The following is a 14,943-nucleotide window of genomic DNA, read 5'->3' as shown; positions in this document are numbered from 1 at the left end:
GGCTGGGGCCCTATGCCTCGACCGGCTGGGGCTCGGTGAGGCGGTCCAGTTCGCGGGGGAGCTCGCCGGGGTGCAGCACGGCCAGCCGCTGGGTGGGCCGGGTGAGCGCCACGTAGAGGTCGCTGTGCCCGCGCACGCCCTCGGCCAGCACCGCGGCCGGGTCGACCAGCAGCACCGAGTCGAACTCCAGGCCCTTGGCGTCCGCGGGCACCAGGACGACCGGCCCGGCGGAGGAGTCTGCGGCCGGGCCGCTGGAGACCGCCGGCCAGCCCGCGCGGAGGCAGTCGACGACGTCGTCGACCCGGCTCGGCGGCACGATCACCGCGACGGTGCCCCCGGCGGCGGCCAGCTCGGCGGTCACGTCGGCGACCCGGGGGAGCAGCGTCGCCTCGCTCACCTGCTCGGCCGTCGGCGGCACCCCGGTGCTCCGCACGGACCGGGGCGCGGTGGTGCCGGCCCCACCGGCGGCCAGCACGTCGGCGGCGACGGCCATGACCTCGGCCGGGGTCCGGTAGTTCACCGTCAACTGGGCGAGCCGCCACTGCGCAGTGGCGTGCGGGGCGAGGACCGCGCCCCAGTCGGTGGCGCCGGCCAGACTGCCGGTCTGGGCCAGGTCGCCGACGACGGTCATCGACCGGGTGGGGCACTTGCGAGCCAGCAGCCGCCAGGTCATCGCCGACAGCTCCTGCGCCTCGTCGACGACCACGTGCCCGAAGGTCCAGGTGCGGTCGGTCGCGGCCCGCTCGGCGGCCGACCGGACGTCCACCTCGGCCTCGCGGTCGGCGAGCATCTCGGCGTCCAGCAGGTCGCCGGCGGTCAGCTCCTCGCCGTCCTCGTCGTCGTCGAGGTCGGTGGAGCGCGAGCCGTACAGCAGGTCGAGGGTCTCCTGCGCCTCGTCCCGGGCCTGCCGGCGGCGGCGGGCCTCGCGGGCCCGGTCGGCGCTGTCGTCGTACCCGAGCAGCTCGTCGGCCTCCTCCAGCAGCGGGACGTCGGCCGGGGTCCACGGCGTGCCGGCCGGCCGGGCCAGGAGGGCGCGGTCCTCGTCCGTCCAGCCCTTCGTGGCCCGCGCGATGCGCTCGGAGGAGGAGAGCAGGTCGCCGAGCAGCTGCTCGGCGGTGAGCACCGGCCACATCTCGTCGACCAGCGCCCGGACGGCGGTCTCCCCGGCGATCTCCGAGCGCAGCGCGTCCAGGTCCCGGGAGTCCAGCAGGCTGCCGCCGCCGCGCACGTCGGCGCCGATCCGGTCGGCGTAGCGCTGGGCCACCAGGTCGACCAGGGCGCGGCGGAAGGCCGGCCGGCCCAGGTTGTGCAGCCGGGACGCGCGCCGGCCGGCGGTGCGGCAGCGGGTGAGGTCGACCGAGCGCAGCTTGATCGACACCCCGTCGATGCGCAGTTCGCGGACGCCGCGGGGCACCGTCTCCCGGTCGCGGACGGCGGTCTTGAGCACGTCGACCATCGCCAGCCGGCCCTTCACCTCGGCCACCTGCTGGCTCTCCGCGCCGCGGGCGTCCAGCCCGGGGCGCAGCTGGCCGAGCCCGGCGAGCAGCACCCCGGTCTCCCCGAGCGCGGGCAGCACGTCGGCGATGTAGCGCAGGAAGGTCGGCGTGGGGCCGACGACGAGCAGGCCGCTGCGGGCCAGCCGGTCGCGGTGGGTGTACAGCAGGTAGGCGGCGCGGTGCAGGGCGACCGCGGTCTTCCCGGTGCCCGGGCCGCCCTGCACGACCAGCACCCCGCGGGCGTCGCTGCGGATGATCGCGTCCTGCTCGGCCTGGATGGTGGCCACGATGTCGGCCATCCGGCCGGTGCGCTGGGCGGTGAGCGCGGCCATCAGCGCGGCCTCGCCGGTCAGCGGCGGGCCGTCGGTCTCCTCGGGGCGCACGGTGAGCACCTCGTCGTTGACCGCGGTGACCCTGCGGGTGCGGGTGCGGATGTGCCGGCGGCGCACCACGCCCTCGGGCCGGAACGGGGTCGCGGTGTAGAACGGCCGGGACGCCGGCGCGCGCCAGTCGACGAGGGCCGGGTCGCCCGCGGGGTCGTCGGCGGGCAGCCCGACCCGGCCGATGTAGAGCGGCTGCGGCTGCTCCTCGCGGTCCAGTCGGCCGATCACCAGCCCGTGGTCGGCAGCGTCGAGGGCGGTGATCCGCTGCGAGTGGAAGCGCGCGGCGGCCTCCCGCTCACCGAGGGACTGCGGGTTGATCACCGGGCTCGCCAGCGCCTGCCGGAAGCGGGTCACGGCGAGCTCGCGGGCGGCATCGAGCCGGCGGTAGAGGTCGGTGACGGCGGTCTGCTCGGCGGCGAGGGCGGGATCCGGGGCGGCGTCAGGGGGCGAGCTGGACAACGGGCGCTGCTCCTCGGGGGTGTGCGTACGGCGGTGCTCCGTGGCGACTGGCAACCGTACGGGCACCCGGCTCGTTCCCGGGCGGAATGGACTGCCGGTGGACTGGTCCGTGCCGGCCGCGGCCGGGGCAGGATCGCAGGCATGGCCACTGCACACCACGGGCACACGCACCGCCTCGACCTCGCCGACGCCACGGTGCGGGAGTGGGACGCCACGGTGGTCGCCGCTGACCCCGACCAGGGGATCGTGCTGGACCGCTCCGCCTTCTACCCCGGCGGCGGCGGTCAGCCCCCGGACCAGGGTGTGCTGCTGTGGGGCGGGGTGCGCACCCGGATCGCCGGTACCCGCCGCGGCGACGAGCTGTACCTCGTGCCCGAGGAGGGTGACCCGTTGCCACCGGTCGGGACGGCGGTCCGCGGCGCGCTGGACGACGAGCGCCGGACCGCGCTGATGCGCACCCACTCCGGGCTGCACGTGCTCACCGGCGTCGTGTTCCGGGACTTCGGTGCACTGGTCACCGGCGGCACCATGGAGCCGCTGACCGCCCGGATGGACTTCGACCTCGCCGAGGTGCCGGCCGACTTCAAGGAGCGGGTCGCCGCGTCGGTGAACGCCGAGCTGGCTGCCGACCGCCGGATCGAGGTCCGCGAGCTGCCCCGGGAGGAGGCGTTCGCGATCCCGGACATCATCCGGACCGCCACCAACCTGGTGCCGCCGGAGCTGGAGGTGGTGCGGATCGTGGACATCGTCGGGCTGGACACCCAGGCCGACGGCGGCACCCACGTGGCGTCCACGGCGATGGTGGGCCGGGTCGAGGTGGTGAAGGTGGAGAACAAGGGCCGCGGCTTCCGCCGCCTCCGCCTCCGGATCGTCTGAGCCACCGTGGCGTGGGAGCCGATGGTGCTGCGAATCGAGACAGAGCGGCTGGTGCTGACCCCGGAGGAGCCGGCGGACGCCGGGTGGTTCACCGAACTGCTGAACGCCCGCGGGACGGGCGTCTTCACCCGGTCCGACGCGGTGGAGCGGATCGCGGCGATGACCGAGACGATCGCGACGTCGGGCATCGGCGTGCTGGCGGTGCGTCGTCGGTCGGACGACGCAGCGCTGGGCTACTGCGGCCTCGTCGTCGGCCGTGGGTCGCTGGGGGAGCCCGAGCTGGCCTACGAGCTGCTGCCCTCGGCGCGCGCTCACGGATACGCGACCGAGGCCGCCCGCGCGGTGCTGGCCGCGGCGTTCGCGACCGGCCGGACCCGGATCTGGGCGACCGTACGGTCGTGGAACGAGCCGTCCTTCCGAGTGCTGGCGAAGCTCGGCTTCGCCCGGGACCACACCACGGTGGATGACGCAGGAGAGCTGGTCTGGCTGGTGCACGACGGATGAGGACTGCGGTCAGCAGGAGTCGTCCCCCGTTCCTCCGATCGGGGAGCCGGTTCCGACGTCCGGCCTACTGCGTCGAGGAGGTGCTCCGCAGGCCGCGGTCGAGGAGGGCGATCAGCCACTCGAAGCTCTCGTCGACGTCGGCGGACCACTGGAAGGCGTTCGCCGACTGCAGGGTGGCGAAACCGTGGAGGAAGCTGCGCAGCGCGCGGAGCGCGTGGTCCACCTCCGCGGGCTCGACGGCGTAGGACCGGAGTACCGCGGTGAACGAGTCGAGCAACCCGAGCCCCGCGACGGCGATCGGGTCGTTCGGACCGGCCGGCTCGACGCCGATGGTGGCCGCGTACCGGCCCGGGTGGGTGAGCACGAAGTCGCGGAACGCGTGGGCGGCGGCGGCGAGCGCGTCCCGGCCGGCGCGACCCTGCGTGGCGGTGCCGACGGCGGCGGCTGCCTCGGCGAGGGCGAGCGCGGCGATCCCGCGGGTCAGGTCGTCCTGGCTGGCGACGTGCTTGTACAGCGACGGCGACCGGACGCCCAGCCGCTCGGCCAGTCCGCCCATGGTCAGGCCCGTGGAGCCGACCTCGTCGGCGAGCGCGGCGCCGGCCGCGACGACCGCGGCCCGGTCGAGACCGGCCCTAGGCACGGACGGAGTCCAGGAACGGGAGCACCAGTGCACTGACCTGGTCGGGGAACTGGACGTGCGGGTAGTGCCCGGCGCCGTCGACCATCGCCAGCCGCCCCAGTCCGGGCGGCAGGGCGGCCACGATCGCCTCGCCCTCGGCCTGCGGGGAGGCCCAGTCGGGGTCCAGCGTGCCCTGCACGACCAGCACCGGGCAGCGGACGTTGCCCAGCTGCGCACCGGCGTCCGTGGGCGCCGTCCTGCCCATCCCCTGCAGGGCCTTCATCCGGCCCGGCTCCCGCAGCATCGCCTCGATCTGGTCGAGGCGGGCGTCCCAGTCCGCCGGCTTCGGCCCGGGGTAGGCGACCGCCAGGTACTCCCGCCACTGCCCCGTGCTGCCGAGCAGGGCGGTGCCGAGCAGGTGGCGCATGCCGCGCCGGAAGCGGGCGCTCCGCAGGTCGCCGAGCGCGACGGACTGCTTGCGGGTGAACGGCGCCAGCTCGACCACCGCGGTGACCTGGGAGGGGGCCGTCGCTGCGGCGATCGTGACGGCGCCGCCGGAGATGGAGTGACCGACCAGCACGGCCGGGCCGCCCAGGTGCTCCACCAGGGCGATGAGGTCACCGGCGATGTCCGTCCGCGTGTAGGACGCCCAGCCCACGCTGGACTCGCCGGAGCCACGCAGGTCCATCGCGGCGACCCGGTGGCCGGCCGCGACCAGGGACGGCGTCAGGAAGCGGTACGCAGCCCGGCTGTCTCCCATGCCGTGGGCCAGCACGACGAGCGGGCCGGCGCCGGTCACCTCGTACGCGATCGTGCCGCCGTCGACGGTCAGGTGCTCGGTCATGTCGTCCTCCAGTTGGCTAAGTGCATTAGCTCTAACCTAACGCCATTAGCCAACCGTGGTCAAGGGGTGGACCCCGACGGGGTGCGGGCGCCCGCTCAGCCGACCGGGCGGCGGCCGACCTGCGGGCGCCAGCCGGGTGGCGGGTCCTCGCCGACCAGGCCGTCGACGGTCTCGCGGAGCAGGTCGGCGTGCCCGGTGTGCCGGCCGTACTCCTCGATCAGGTCGCACAGCAGCCGGCGGAGAACGGCGTGCTCGCCGTCCGGGCCGGTCAGGTGGGCCGGCTGGTCCGTCCCGCCCGCGACGGCGGCGTCCCACCGGGCGCGGGACCGCGCGACGGCGTCGTCCCACAGCGCGTAGAGCCGCTCGGGGGAGTCGTCCGCGGCGGAGGTGAAGGCCCAGTCGCCGCCGCCCCACTCCGACTCCCACGGCTCACCGATCGGCGCGCCGCTCAGCCGGCCGGTGGAGCAGTCGTCCTCCACCAGCGCCAGGTGCTTGAGCAGGCCGCCGAGGGTGAGGGCAGAGGTACCGATCCGGGTCTGCAGCCCGGCGGCGTCCAGGTCGGCTGCCTTCCACCGGAAGGTGGTGCGCAGCCGGTCGAGGGCGCCGAGCAGGTGCTCGGTCTCGGTGCCGGCGAAGGGCGGTTCCCAGGGGGTGTCGTCGCTCATGGCGGCACCGTAGGACCCGGTGCGGACAAGACCTACAGCCGCGACGTCGTCGCCGGGTCCTCCGCGCCGGCGAAGTACTGCTCCAGGACCTGGCCGAAGAGCGGCTCGTCCGGCGCGGCCCGGGCGAACAGCGTCATCGACGAGCGCAGCTTCTGCGCGTCGATCGACCCGAGGACGGCGACCGGGTCGCCGGTCTCCAGGTCGGTGAGCGCTCGCGCGCACTCGCGCAGCCGGGGACCGAGCACCGGGTGGGCCAGGTACGCGCGGGCTTCCTCCAGCCCGCTGATCGCGTACCGCTGGGCCATCGCACTGCCGCCGAGGCCGGCGAGCTGGGGGAGGACGAACCACATCCAGTGGCTGGTCTTGCGCCCGGCGCGCAGCTCGGACAGCGCCTGGTCGTAGGTGCCGCCGGAGTCCTGCGCGTCGACGCACCGGGAGAGGGAGGAGGGATCGGTCACCCGGCCACCCTGCCCCCCAGTGGGCCGGGGCACACGGCAGCCGGTAGAACCGACACCGGACCCAGCGAGACCGGGCGCCACACCGACGTGGGGAGCACTGCATGGGCAGCAACTCGTTGACGCTGGCGCCCGCGCCGCGATCGGCCGCCGCCGAGGAGGTGCGGGCCGAGGTGCGCGAGTTCCTCGCCGCCGAACTGGCCGCCGGGAGCTTCAGCACGCACGTGGACACCTGGCTGTCCGGCGTCGACCCGGCGTTCTCCCGCAAGCTCGGCGAGCGCGGCTGGCTCGGCATGACCTGGCCGAAGCAGTACGGCGGGCACGAGCGGACGGCGATGGAGCGCTACGCGGTCACCGAGGAGCTGCTGGCCGCCGGCGCCCCGGTCGCGGCGCACTGGATCGCCGACCGGCAGTCCGGCCCGAACCTGCTGCGCTACGGCACCGAGGCCCAGCGGCAGGAGATCCTGCCGCGGATCGCGGCGGGGGAGTGCTACTTCGTGATCGGGATGAGCGAGCCGGACAGCGGCTCGGACCTCGCCTCGATCCGCACCCGGGCCACCCGCAACGGCGACGGCGACTGGGTGGTCAACGGCGCCAAGGTCTGGACGTCGAACGCGCACACCTCGCACTACGCGATCACCCTGGTGCGCACCTCACCGGCCGACCCGGCCAACCGGCACGCGGGGCTCTCGCAGCTGCTGGTCGACCTGTCGCTGCCCGGCATCACCGTCAACCCGATCCGGATCCTGGACGGCGGCCACCACTTCAACGAGGTCGTGTTCGAGGACGTGGTCATCCCCGGCGACATGCTGTTGGGCGAGGAGGGCGCGGGCTGGCACCAGGTGACCGCGGAGCTGGCGTTCGAGCGATCCGGGCCGGAACGGTTCCTGTCCACCTACCCGCTGATCGCCGAGTTCGCCCGGCGCACGGCCGAGGGCCAGGACCCGGCCCAGCTGGCCGCCCTGGGCCGGCTGTCGTCCCGGCTGCTCGCCCTGCGTCAGCTGTCGCTCCGCATCGCCGGGGCGTTGGACCGCGGCGAGCTGCCGGACATCCCGGCCGCCCTGGTCAAGGACGTGGGGACGACGTTCGAGGCCGACGTGATCGACGAGGTCCGCCGGGTCGTCGACGTGCCGGCGTCGCTGGACTCACCCGACCCGCTCGGCCGGGCCCTGGCCGAGGCACAGCTGCACGCGCCGGGCTACACGCTGCGCGGCGGCACCAACGAGATCCTGCGCGGGATCGTGGCGAGGGGGCTGGGGCTCCGATGAGCGACGTGGACCTGGTCGTCGAGACCGTCCGGGACATCCTGACGAAGCACGAGCCGTTCGCGCTCACCGCCGAGCGGTCGTGGGACGCCGGGCTGTGGTCCGCACTCGCCGCGGCCGGGCTGACCGGCGTGGGACTGCCCGAGGAGGCCGGTGGTTCCGGCGGCGAGCTGGCCGACGCGGTGGCGATCGTGGGGGCGCTGGCCGCCGGGGCCGCGGCGGTGCCGGTGGCCGAGCAGCTGCTGGTCGCCGCCCCCGCCGTCCTGGCCGCCGGCCTCGGCCTGCCGGCACCCGAGGAGCCGCTCTCCGTCGCGGTGGACGGCGCGGTCACCGCCGAGCCCCGGGACGACGGCGACGGCCCGGGCAGCTGGACACTCACCGGCACCGCGACCGACGTCGCCTGGGCCGGGGTCGCGCAGCACCTCGCCGTGCTGGCGACCAGCGCGGTGGGGCCGGTGCTCGCACTGGTCGACGTCGCCGGGCGGGAGACCACGCACGCGGCGAACCTGGCCGGGGAGCCGCGCGGTTCCTTCGTGCTGCAGGGGGTGACCGCGGCCGGGGCGCTGCTGACCGACGCGCAGGCCGAGCAGCTGCGGGCCCGCTACGCGCTGGCCCGGGCGGTCCAGCTGTCCGCGGCGCTGCAGCAGGTGCTGGCCTGGACCGTCCAGTACGCCGGCGAGCGGCAGCAGTTCGGCCGGCCGCTGGGCAAGTTCCAGGCGATCCAGATGGAGCTGGCCGAGATGGCCGGCGAGGTGACCGCGGTGGCGGCGCTGGTCGACGCCGCGGTGCAGGCGGTCGAGCGCGGGGAGTCGCTGGTGGTGGCGGCCGCGGCGGCGAAGGTGCGGGCCGGGGCCGCGGTCGAGGTGGTCGCCCGGCTGGCCCACCAGGTGCACGGCGCGATCGGCTTCACCCAGGAGCACCGGCTGCACCACCTCACCCGGCGCTGCTGGTCGTGGCGGGACGAGGCCGGCACCGAGGCGGCGTGGGCCCGGGTGCTCGGCGCCGGGCTGCTCGCCGACGGCCCCGACGCGCTCTGGCCGGCACTCACCAGGGTCGTGTGAGCCTGCGCATCCGGCCGTACCGCCGCACGGACCGGGCGGCGGTCTACGACGTCTGCGTGCGCACCGCCGACGCCGGCGGTGACGCCCGGGGCCGGTGGTCGACCGACGACCTGATGCCCGACTTGTTCGCCGGCCCGTACGTCGACCTCGAGCCGGACCGGGCGTTCGTGCTGGACGACGGCGGGCGGGCGGTCGGCTACGTGCTGGGCACCGCGGACACGGCCGGCTTCGTGCGGGCCTGGCGGGCGCAGTGGCTGCCCCGGCTGGCCGACCAGTACCCGGCGCCGCCCGAGCCGCCGCGCACGGCGGAGGAGCGGATGGTGTCGCTGCTGCACCGGCCGGAGCGGATGCTCGTGCCCCAGCTCGCGGCGTACCCGGCGCACCTGCACGTCGACCTGCTGCCCGAGGCGCAGGGCGCCGGCTGGGGCCGGGCGCTGATCGATGCGTTCTGCGCCGCGGTCGCTGCGGCGGGGGCGCCCGGTGTGCACCTGGGCGTGGACCCGGCCAACGCCCGCGCCCTCGGGTTCTACGCCCGGCTCGGCTTCACCGAGGTCGCCGTCCCGTCGGTGTCGGGCGCGGTCTTCCTCGCCCGCCCGACCACCTGACCAGCGCTCGTCCCGCCGTCGACTACACGGTCTCGGGGATGCGGAGGTGGGCGACGACCAGGTCGAACTCGGCGACCTCGGTGATCCGGCCGCCCATCGCCCGGGCGTACTCCGTGCGCAGCGCGTCGGCGCGCTGACCGGCGACGAGCATCGCCTCCCGGTCGGCGTAGGCGACGGCCAGCACGGTGCCGCCGGAGACCCGGTCGATCATCAGGCTGGCGCTGCAGAAGCCGGTGAGCTCCTCGATCCGGGGCAGCAGGGCCATCCGGAACGTGCCGACGTCGTCGTCGAGCGCCTCCGGGGCCGGGCGTGAGCTCCACACGAGCCGGCAGCACGCGTCCGGGCCGGTGGGCTGCACCCGGTGCAGGACGGCGACCTCCCACTGGGCCACCACCGGCACCGCCCCGAGCACCTGCCCGAGGCGCGCGCGGTCACGTCGCATGCCCTCGGCGCTGCCGAGCATCGACTGCTCGTCCGCCCAGCCGCTGGTGACGATGCAGCGACCGGTGCGGCGGCCGACGAGCATCGACAGCCCGGTGCAGCCCGGGAGGCCGGTCGTCGTCGGGAGCCACTCGCCCCGGACGAAGTCGATCGCGTCGTCGAGGGCACGCGGGTTGCCACGGAGGGTGGTGGTCCGTGCGTACATGGGCTGCCTCCTCGCCTCCGGCGCCGCCCCGGCGACGCCGCCGTGCAGCGAACTGTGCTCGTGTCCCTGGGCCGAGGTCAGCGGGGGAGCGGGCCGCGGTCACGGGACCCGGCGTTGCGTCACGGCCCGCTGAACGACGGCGCACCCTCTGCTCCCCGGGGGGGGCGAGGAGTCTCGCCCGGCTGGTCCGAGCCGCCGGTCGCTCAGCGGGTCGCGCTGGGCGACCGGCGCCACTCCTCGGCCGCCTCGCCCAGCGCCACCGCCGTGGCCAGCCGCAACGTGCCGCTGAGCCAGACCAGCAGGTCGTGCAGCCGCAGTCGGGTCAGCGGGGCGCCGAGCAGCTCGGCCGCCGCCCGCTCCAGCGTCGTGAAGGCGGCCTCGTTGGCGCGAAGCTCGCGGTGCACGACCGCCGCCGTCCCGCTGTCGCCCTCGTGCAGGTGCGGCACCGTCTGCAGCCAGGTGGCGCGGTGCAGCAACGGCACCAGGTCGGGACGGCGGTGGTGCAGCGCAGCCGCCACGTGCCGCCGCTGCGGTTCGGGCAGCTCACCGAGACCGCGCAGGGCGGCGCCGACGGTGCCCGGTTCACCGAGCACCGACAGCTCGTCGTCCGGCAGCTCCCAGAAGGCCCGTCCGGACGCACGCGCGGCGAGGGCGGCGGCCACGGGCCCGGCCGCGTCGAGGGCAGCGCGGACCGCGGACCAGGCGTCGGGGTCCAGCCGGCCGTGCAGCCCCTCGGCCACCAGCACGTCCTCGTCGCCCAGTGCGCCGGCGGGCACCGGCCGGGCGTCGAAGCGCGCGTAGCCGAAGGCCGGTACCTGCACCCACCGGCCGCCCCGCTCGTTGGGGGAGTGGTACCGCAGCGGCCGGCGTCCCCGGGCGTACCCGAGGACGGCGGCCAGCGCGGTGCCCCACGGCAGCGGGTCGGGCCCGGCGCTGGGCAGTGCGAGGTCCGGCCGGCCGGTCAGCACGGTGCGGAGGTCAGCCGGCCGGGCTGACGTCGTCCAGGTCGAAGCTGGACATGGACGCCCCACCGGTGGCGAAGGTGGCCACGTCGGCACCGGCGGCGCGGCCGGCCTCGGAGCCCATGCCGGCCCCCATCGCGTCGGCGGACTCGAAGTCCAGCTCGGCGATCAGGTACGGGCCGGGCGCGACGGGGTCCATCGACCGCGGGTGCCCGACGGTGAACCGGAGGAGCCCGGGGATGGCCTGCGCCAGGCCGACGTGCACGTCCCGGTAGTGCTGGTCGAACTCCGCCGGGTCGGTCGGCTGGCCGTACTGGACGATCAGTCTGTGCACCACTGCGCCACCTCTCCTCGGTCCGCGGGCTCCGCTGCCCGGGACGCCGTGGTCAGCCAACCAGGGCTCCCGGGCTGCGGCGCGCTCAGCGGTGGCCGATGCCGCCGGGGCCGTGCTCGGGCGGGATGACCTCGCCCTCGATCGGCGGCCCGGGCGGGGTGCCGTCGCCGAACGGGCGGCCGCCCAGCTCCTCACGGCCGTGCGGGGTCAGCCAGACCGACGTGTCCGGGCCCATCGGGATGATCTGGGTCGGGTTGATGTCGGCGTGCACCACGTAGTAGTGCTCCTTGATCTGCGGGAAGTCGGTGGTGTCACCGAAGCCCGGGGTCTGGAACAGGTCGCGGGCGTAGCCCCACAGCGCCGGCAGCTCGGTCAGCTTGTTCCGGTTGGCCTTGAAGTGGCCGTGGTAGACGGCGTCGAACCGGGCCAGCGTGGTGAACAGCCGCACGTCGGCCTCGGTGATCGTCTCGCCCATCAGGAACCGGCGGGTGGACAGCCGCTCCTCCAGCCAGTCCATCGCCGTCCACAGCCGCTCGTAGGCCTGGTCGTAGGCGCGCTGGGAGCCGGCGAAGCCGCAGCGGTAGACGCCGTTGTTGACCTCGGTGAAGATCCGCTCGATCACCTCGTCCATCTCCGCCCGCAGGTGCTCGGGGTAGAGGTCGGGGGCGCCCTCGCGGTGGAACGCGGTCCACTCGCTGGAGAAGTCCAGCGTCATCTGCCTGAAGTCGTTGGTGACCACGGCCCCGGTCGGGATGTCGACCATCGCCGGCACCGTGATGCCGCGCGGGTACTCCGGGTCGCGGGCGAAGAACGCCTGCTGCAGCCGCTCGTACCCCAGCACCGCGTCGCGACCGTCGGGGTCGAGGTCGAAGGTCCAACTGCGCTCGTCGTGGGTGGGCCCGCAGATGCCCATGGAGATGGCCTGCTCCAGGCCGAGCAGCCGCCGGACGATCGCCGCTCGGTTGGCCCACGGGCAGGCCCGGGCGATGACCAGCCGGTACCGGCCGGCCTCCACCGGCCACCGGCTGTCGCCGTCGGCGGTGATCCGGTCGGTGATGTAGTTCTGGTCCCGCTGGTAGTCCTGGCCCTTTTCGACGTAACCGCTGCCGCTCTTGGAGGTGCTCACCCCTCCAGCCTCGCCGACCGGACGCTCCGCCGCAGCGTGTGGCGCGCGGCGCCGGCCGATCCACGGCCTCGTGGTCCCGGGTCCGGCTAGCCTCTGGACATGGCCGCCCCCTTCCGCCCGCCCTGGTTCGGCAACCGGGGAGTGCAGCTGCTGGCGGGCGTGGCGGTGGCCTACAACCTCGTCGCGATCGTGCTGCGGCTGGTCGACGGAGAGTGGGGCGAGGCCTTCCTGAGCGTCGCGTGGACCGTCGTGTTCAGCTACGTGCTGGTGGAGTCCCTGCGGTTCCGCAAGCAGCAGGACGCCGGTCAGGACACCGCCGCCGACTGATCGGCGGCCCGGCCGCGGGGTGATCGGCTCCTGGACCGGCAACGGCGGCGTCCCACCGGGGTGGGGCGCCGCCGTCGTCGTTCGTGGAGGGGTCAGCCGCGTTCCGCCGGCGGGGCGGTCGCCTCGGACTCCTCGGGCTCGTCCTCGGGCTCGTCCTTCAGGAACAGGTACCAGTAGGACGTGGACACGAAGACCACCGCGCCGACCAGGTTGCCGGCGCCGGCCAGCAGCCAGTTGAGCGCTGCGTCGTCCCAGCCCAGGTCCGGGACGCCGGCGAAGATCGCCGCCGGGAGGAAGAACATGTTGGCGATGACGTGGTCGAAGCCCATCGCCACGAAGGCCATGATCGGGAAGAAGATCGCCAGGATCTTGCCCGAGACGGTCGTCGCCGCCAGCGACATCCAGACCGCGAGGCAGACCAGCCAGTTGCAGCCGACCGCGCGGAGGAACGTCTGCCAGGCCGTCTCGCCCAGCGCCTTGCCCTCGGAGATCGAGGCCAGCCGCTCGTAGGTGAGCCCACCGGTACCGGTGGCGCTGGCGTCCCCGATCACGCCGGTCTGCACGGCCAGGAAGAAGGCCACGAACAGCGCGCCGGCCAGGTTGCCGAGCAGCACCAGGGACAGGTTCTTGGCGACGTCACCGACGCCGATCTTGCCGCGCATGGCCCCCAGCGGGACCAGCGCCATGTTGCCGGTGGCCAGGTCGGAGCCGGCGACGAGCACGAGCACCAGGCCGAGGGTGAAGGTGGCGCCGGTGAACAGCGTCGGCAGCGTCCCCCAGGTCTCCGGGTCGAGGCCGGAGGAGACGACGATGGCGACGAGGCCGCCGAAGGCGATGTAGGCGCCGGCCAGGAAGGCGCTGACCAGCACCTTGTCCCAGGTGCGGCGGGTCTTCTTCGCCCCGGTCGCGGCGGCGACCTGGGCGATCTCCTTGGGTGCGCGAGCGGGCAAGGCGTACCTCCTGGGAAGTCGAACGGGTCGGCCCGTGGTCTCAGGCTCGGGGCTGCACCAGCCTCTCGGACAGCGCCCGGTCCCGCACGGTGAGCCGGTGCGGCTCTCGGCCCGGCCCCGTGGAGTGGACCCCGGTGCCCGCCCTGACGCCCGTCCTCCGTGCCGGGTGCCCCTGAGTGCGTCGTCGGCGGCCGAGCGGACGGTCTCGATACGGTCGGACCATGGCGACAGCGACCAGGAGGACGGCTGCCGGTGTCGCCGCGATGGTGCTGGCGGTCACGGCGTGCAGCACGTCCGCGGCACCCGAACTGGCCGCGTTCGACCGGCCGGCGACGAACGAGGACGCCGTTCCTGAGTACGTCGATGTGGATCCGCAGCTCGACGAGGTCCGCTACATCGGTGCCGCAGACGGCGCACTGGTCTATGCCGCCCAGGGCCAGGCCGACCAGCCATGGTGCGTCCTCGTCGTGGTCCCCCGGTCGGTGGAGGGCGGGGACTGGGTGGCGGGCTCCTCGTGTGCCGGCGGTGACGACTTCGCGCAGGGGGGAGTCCGGATCGCCGTCCGGGACGCGCAGGGCCGGGAGGGTGAGGCCCTGCTGCTGCCGGACGACTTCACTGGTGAGGTCGAGGCGGGCTGGGAGATCGTCGAGCCGAACCTCGCCGTACCGGTCGAGTCGTAGTCGGGTCGGGTGGCTGTCGGGTCGGGTGGCTGCCGGGTCGGGCCACCTCGGACGCCGGCGTTCGTCAGTCGCCACCCCGCGGCCGGGCCCGTACGTGCATCCGCTCGCCCTGCGGCCCGAACAGGGCCAGCAGCTCGACCGGGGCCGGCCCCGGGTTGGTCAGTGCGTGCGGCACGTGGGTGTCGAACTCGACCACCTCGCCCGGGGTGAGCTCCAGTCGCTGGTCGCCGAGGAAGAGCACGAAGCGGCCGTTGAGCACGTAGAGCCACTCGTAGCCCTCGTGCGTCTTGAGCTCCACCCCGCCGGCGGGGTGCCCCGGGGGCATGATCATCTTGTAGGCCTGCAGCCCGCCGGGCCGGCGGGTGAGCGGCAGCATGGTCATGCCGTTGCGCAGCACCGGGCGCGGCTGCACCCGGGGGTCCGGCGAGGGCGGCTCGTCGAGCAGCTGGTCCAGCGGCACCTGCAGCGCGCGGGTGAGCGGGAGCAGCAGCTCCAGCGTCGCCCGCCGCTGCCCGGACTCCAGCCGGGACAGCGTGCTCACCGAGATGCCGGTGGTCTCCGACAGCTGGGTCAGCGTGGTGTCCCGCTGCTGGCGCAGCGCACGCAGCCGGGGCCCGACGGCCTGGACCACCGCATCGACGTCGTCGCTCATGCCGACCAGTTTGCTGGTCTAGCAACGGTGTTTG

Annotated in this window: 18 protein-coding genes; 7 read left to right on the top strand and 11 right to left on the bottom strand. The window is 74.8% G+C overall.

All coding sequences use genetic code 11. The features are described from left to right. Window positions 1-10: 10 nt before the first annotated feature. A complete protein-coding gene (locus O2V63_RS12200; protein WP_269167793.1) occupies window positions 11-2,392 on the bottom strand; it encodes a HelD family protein in 2,382 nt (793 codons plus the stop codon). Between the two features lie 87 nt (window positions 2,393-2,479). On the opposite strand from O2V63_RS12200, the gene O2V63_RS12195 reads away from it, so the two are divergent. Both O2V63_RS12195 and O2V63_RS12190 read left to right on the top strand, forming a co-directional pair. After that, window positions 2,480-3,214, top strand: a complete 735-nt coding sequence (locus O2V63_RS12195) for an alanyl-tRNA editing protein (RefSeq protein WP_269167792.1) — start codon at window positions 2,480-2,482, stop codon at window positions 3,212-3,214. A gap of 21 nt (window positions 3,215-3,235) precedes the next feature. Then, a complete protein-coding gene (locus tag O2V63_RS12190; RefSeq protein ID WP_269167791.1) occupies window positions 3,236-3,718 on the top strand; it encodes a GNAT family N-acetyltransferase in 483 nt (160 codons plus the stop codon). Window positions 3,719-3,782: 64 nt separating this feature from the next. Here O2V63_RS12190 and O2V63_RS12185 read toward each other — a convergent pair whose 3' ends face one another. From O2V63_RS12185 to O2V63_RS12170, 4 genes are all read right to left on the bottom strand, one after another. Further along, complete coding sequence (locus tag O2V63_RS12185; protein ID WP_269167790.1) at window positions 3,783-4,358, bottom strand: TetR/AcrR family transcriptional regulator; 576 nt, start codon at window positions 4,356-4,358, stop codon at window positions 3,783-3,785. Then, window positions 4,351-5,181, bottom strand: coding sequence for an alpha/beta fold hydrolase (locus tag O2V63_RS12180; protein WP_269167789.1), 831 nt, complete (start codon window positions 5,179-5,181; stop codon window positions 4,351-4,353). Before O2V63_RS12180 ends, O2V63_RS12185 begins: the two co-directional genes overlap by 8 nt. 95 nt (window positions 5,182-5,276) lie before the next feature. Beyond that, window positions 5,277-5,846 carry a mycothiol transferase gene (locus tag O2V63_RS12175; protein WP_269167788.1) on the bottom strand — a complete coding sequence of 190 codons (570 nt, stop codon included), beginning with the start codon at window positions 5,844-5,846 and terminating at the stop codon, window positions 5,277-5,279. Between the two features lie 32 nt (window positions 5,847-5,878). Then, window positions 5,879-6,304, bottom strand: coding sequence for a DUF1810 domain-containing protein (locus O2V63_RS12170; RefSeq protein WP_269167787.1), 426 nt, complete (start codon window positions 6,302-6,304; stop codon window positions 5,879-5,881). Window positions 6,305-6,405: 101 nt separating this feature from the next. On the opposite strand from O2V63_RS12170, the gene O2V63_RS12165 reads away from it, so the two are divergent. The 3 genes from O2V63_RS12165 to O2V63_RS12155 are packed head-to-tail and all read left to right on the top strand — an operon-like array spanning window position 6,406 to window position 9,232. Next, window positions 6,406-7,569 carry an acyl-CoA dehydrogenase family protein gene (locus O2V63_RS12165; RefSeq protein WP_269167786.1) on the top strand — a complete coding sequence of 388 codons (1,164 nt, stop codon included), beginning with the start codon at window positions 6,406-6,408 and terminating at the stop codon, window positions 7,567-7,569. After that, window positions 7,566-8,627 (top strand): acyl-CoA dehydrogenase family protein, encoded by a 1,062-nt coding sequence (locus tag O2V63_RS12160; RefSeq protein ID WP_269167785.1) that lies wholly within the window; start codon window positions 7,566-7,568, stop codon window positions 8,625-8,627. Before O2V63_RS12165 ends, O2V63_RS12160 begins: the two co-directional genes overlap by 4 nt. Beyond that, the gene (locus O2V63_RS12155; protein WP_269167784.1) at window positions 8,624-9,232 is read left to right on the top strand and encodes a GNAT family N-acetyltransferase; all 609 of its coding nucleotides are present in this window, start codon (window positions 8,624-8,626) and stop codon (window positions 9,230-9,232) included. The genes O2V63_RS12160 and O2V63_RS12155 overlap by 4 nt, the downstream gene beginning before the upstream one ends. A gap of 22 nt (window positions 9,233-9,254) precedes the next feature. On the opposite strand, the gene O2V63_RS12150 is transcribed toward O2V63_RS12155, so the two are convergent. From O2V63_RS12150 to O2V63_RS12135, 4 genes are all read right to left on the bottom strand, one after another. After that, window positions 9,255-9,878 (bottom strand): hypothetical protein, encoded by a 624-nt coding sequence (locus O2V63_RS12150; protein WP_269167783.1) that lies wholly within the window; start codon window positions 9,876-9,878, stop codon window positions 9,255-9,257. A 203-nt stretch (window positions 9,879-10,081) separates the two neighbouring features. Next, window positions 10,082-10,846, bottom strand: coding sequence for a DUF6308 family protein (locus O2V63_RS12145; RefSeq protein WP_269167782.1), 765 nt, complete (start codon window positions 10,844-10,846; stop codon window positions 10,082-10,084). A 10-nt stretch (window positions 10,847-10,856) separates the two neighbouring features. Continuing rightward, window positions 10,857-11,177 (bottom strand): EthD family reductase, encoded by a 321-nt coding sequence (locus O2V63_RS12140; protein WP_269167781.1) that lies wholly within the window; start codon window positions 11,175-11,177, stop codon window positions 10,857-10,859. Window positions 11,178-11,259: 82 nt separating this feature from the next. Next, window positions 11,260-12,300, bottom strand: a complete 1,041-nt coding sequence (locus O2V63_RS12135) for a glutathione S-transferase family protein (protein ID WP_269167780.1) — start codon at window positions 12,298-12,300, stop codon at window positions 11,260-11,262. A 99-nt stretch (window positions 12,301-12,399) separates the two neighbouring features. Between O2V63_RS12135 and O2V63_RS12130 the strand changes: the two genes are divergently transcribed. After that, complete coding sequence (locus O2V63_RS12130) at window positions 12,400-12,627, top strand: hypothetical protein (protein ID WP_269167779.1); 228 nt, start codon at window positions 12,400-12,402, stop codon at window positions 12,625-12,627. A 92-nt stretch (window positions 12,628-12,719) separates the two neighbouring features. Here the strand turns inward: O2V63_RS12130 and O2V63_RS12125 are convergent, their stop codons facing one another. Continuing rightward, window positions 12,720-13,577, bottom strand: coding sequence for a formate/nitrite transporter family protein (locus O2V63_RS12125; RefSeq protein ID WP_269167778.1), 858 nt, complete (start codon window positions 13,575-13,577; stop codon window positions 12,720-12,722). 221 nt (window positions 13,578-13,798) lie between these two features. Between O2V63_RS12125 and O2V63_RS12120 the strand changes: the two genes are divergently transcribed. Continuing rightward, window positions 13,799-14,257 (top strand): hypothetical protein, encoded by a 459-nt coding sequence (locus O2V63_RS12120; RefSeq protein WP_269167777.1) that lies wholly within the window; start codon window positions 13,799-13,801, stop codon window positions 14,255-14,257. A gap of 64 nt (window positions 14,258-14,321) precedes the next feature. On the opposite strand, the gene O2V63_RS12115 is transcribed toward O2V63_RS12120, so the two are convergent. Continuing rightward, complete coding sequence (locus tag O2V63_RS12115) at window positions 14,322-14,909, bottom strand: helix-turn-helix domain-containing protein (RefSeq protein WP_269167776.1); 588 nt, start codon at window positions 14,907-14,909, stop codon at window positions 14,322-14,324. Between the last annotated feature and the right edge of the window lie 34 nt (window positions 14,910-14,943).

The organism is Modestobacter sp. VKM Ac-2977, from assembly GCF_026968045.1.
Taxonomy (GTDB): domain Bacteria; phylum Actinomycetota; class Actinomycetes; order Mycobacteriales; family Geodermatophilaceae; genus Modestobacter.
The sequence above is the reverse complement of the archived record's forward strand: the minus strand, read 5'-3'. Positions and strand labels throughout refer to the sequence as shown.

Excerpts from the sequence above, each read along its gene's own strand:
- O2V63_RS12195 (WP_269167792.1), top strand. The coding sequence starts at position 2,480 with ATGGCCACTGCACACCACGGGCACACGCACCGCCTCGACCTCGCCGAC.
- O2V63_RS12190 (WP_269167791.1), top strand. The coding sequence starts at position 3,236 with ATGGTGCTGCGAATCGAGACAGAGCGGCTGGTGCTGACCCCGGAGGAG.
- O2V63_RS12180 (WP_269167789.1), bottom strand. The coding sequence starts at position 5,181 with ATGACCGAGCACCTGACCGTCGACGGCGGCACGATCGCGTACGAGGTG.
- O2V63_RS12175 (WP_269167788.1), bottom strand. The coding sequence starts at position 5,846 with ATGAGCGACGACACCCCCTGGGAACCGCCCTTCGCCGGCACCGAGACC.
- O2V63_RS12165 (WP_269167786.1), top strand. The coding sequence starts at position 6,406 with ATGGGCAGCAACTCGTTGACGCTGGCGCCCGCGCCGCGATCGGCCGCC.
- O2V63_RS12160 (WP_269167785.1), top strand. The coding sequence starts at position 7,566 with ATGAGCGACGTGGACCTGGTCGTCGAGACCGTCCGGGACATCCTGACG.
- O2V63_RS12150 (WP_269167783.1), bottom strand. The coding sequence starts at position 9,878 with ATGTACGCACGGACCACCACCCTCCGTGGCAACCCGCGTGCCCTCGAC.
- O2V63_RS12130 (WP_269167779.1), top strand. The coding sequence starts at position 12,400 with ATGGCCGCCCCCTTCCGCCCGCCCTGGTTCGGCAACCGGGGAGTGCAG.
- O2V63_RS12120 (WP_269167777.1), top strand. The coding sequence starts at position 13,799 with ATGGCGACAGCGACCAGGAGGACGGCTGCCGGTGTCGCCGCGATGGTG.
- O2V63_RS12115 (WP_269167776.1), bottom strand. The coding sequence starts at position 14,909 with ATGAGCGACGACGTCGATGCGGTGGTCCAGGCCGTCGGGCCCCGGCTG.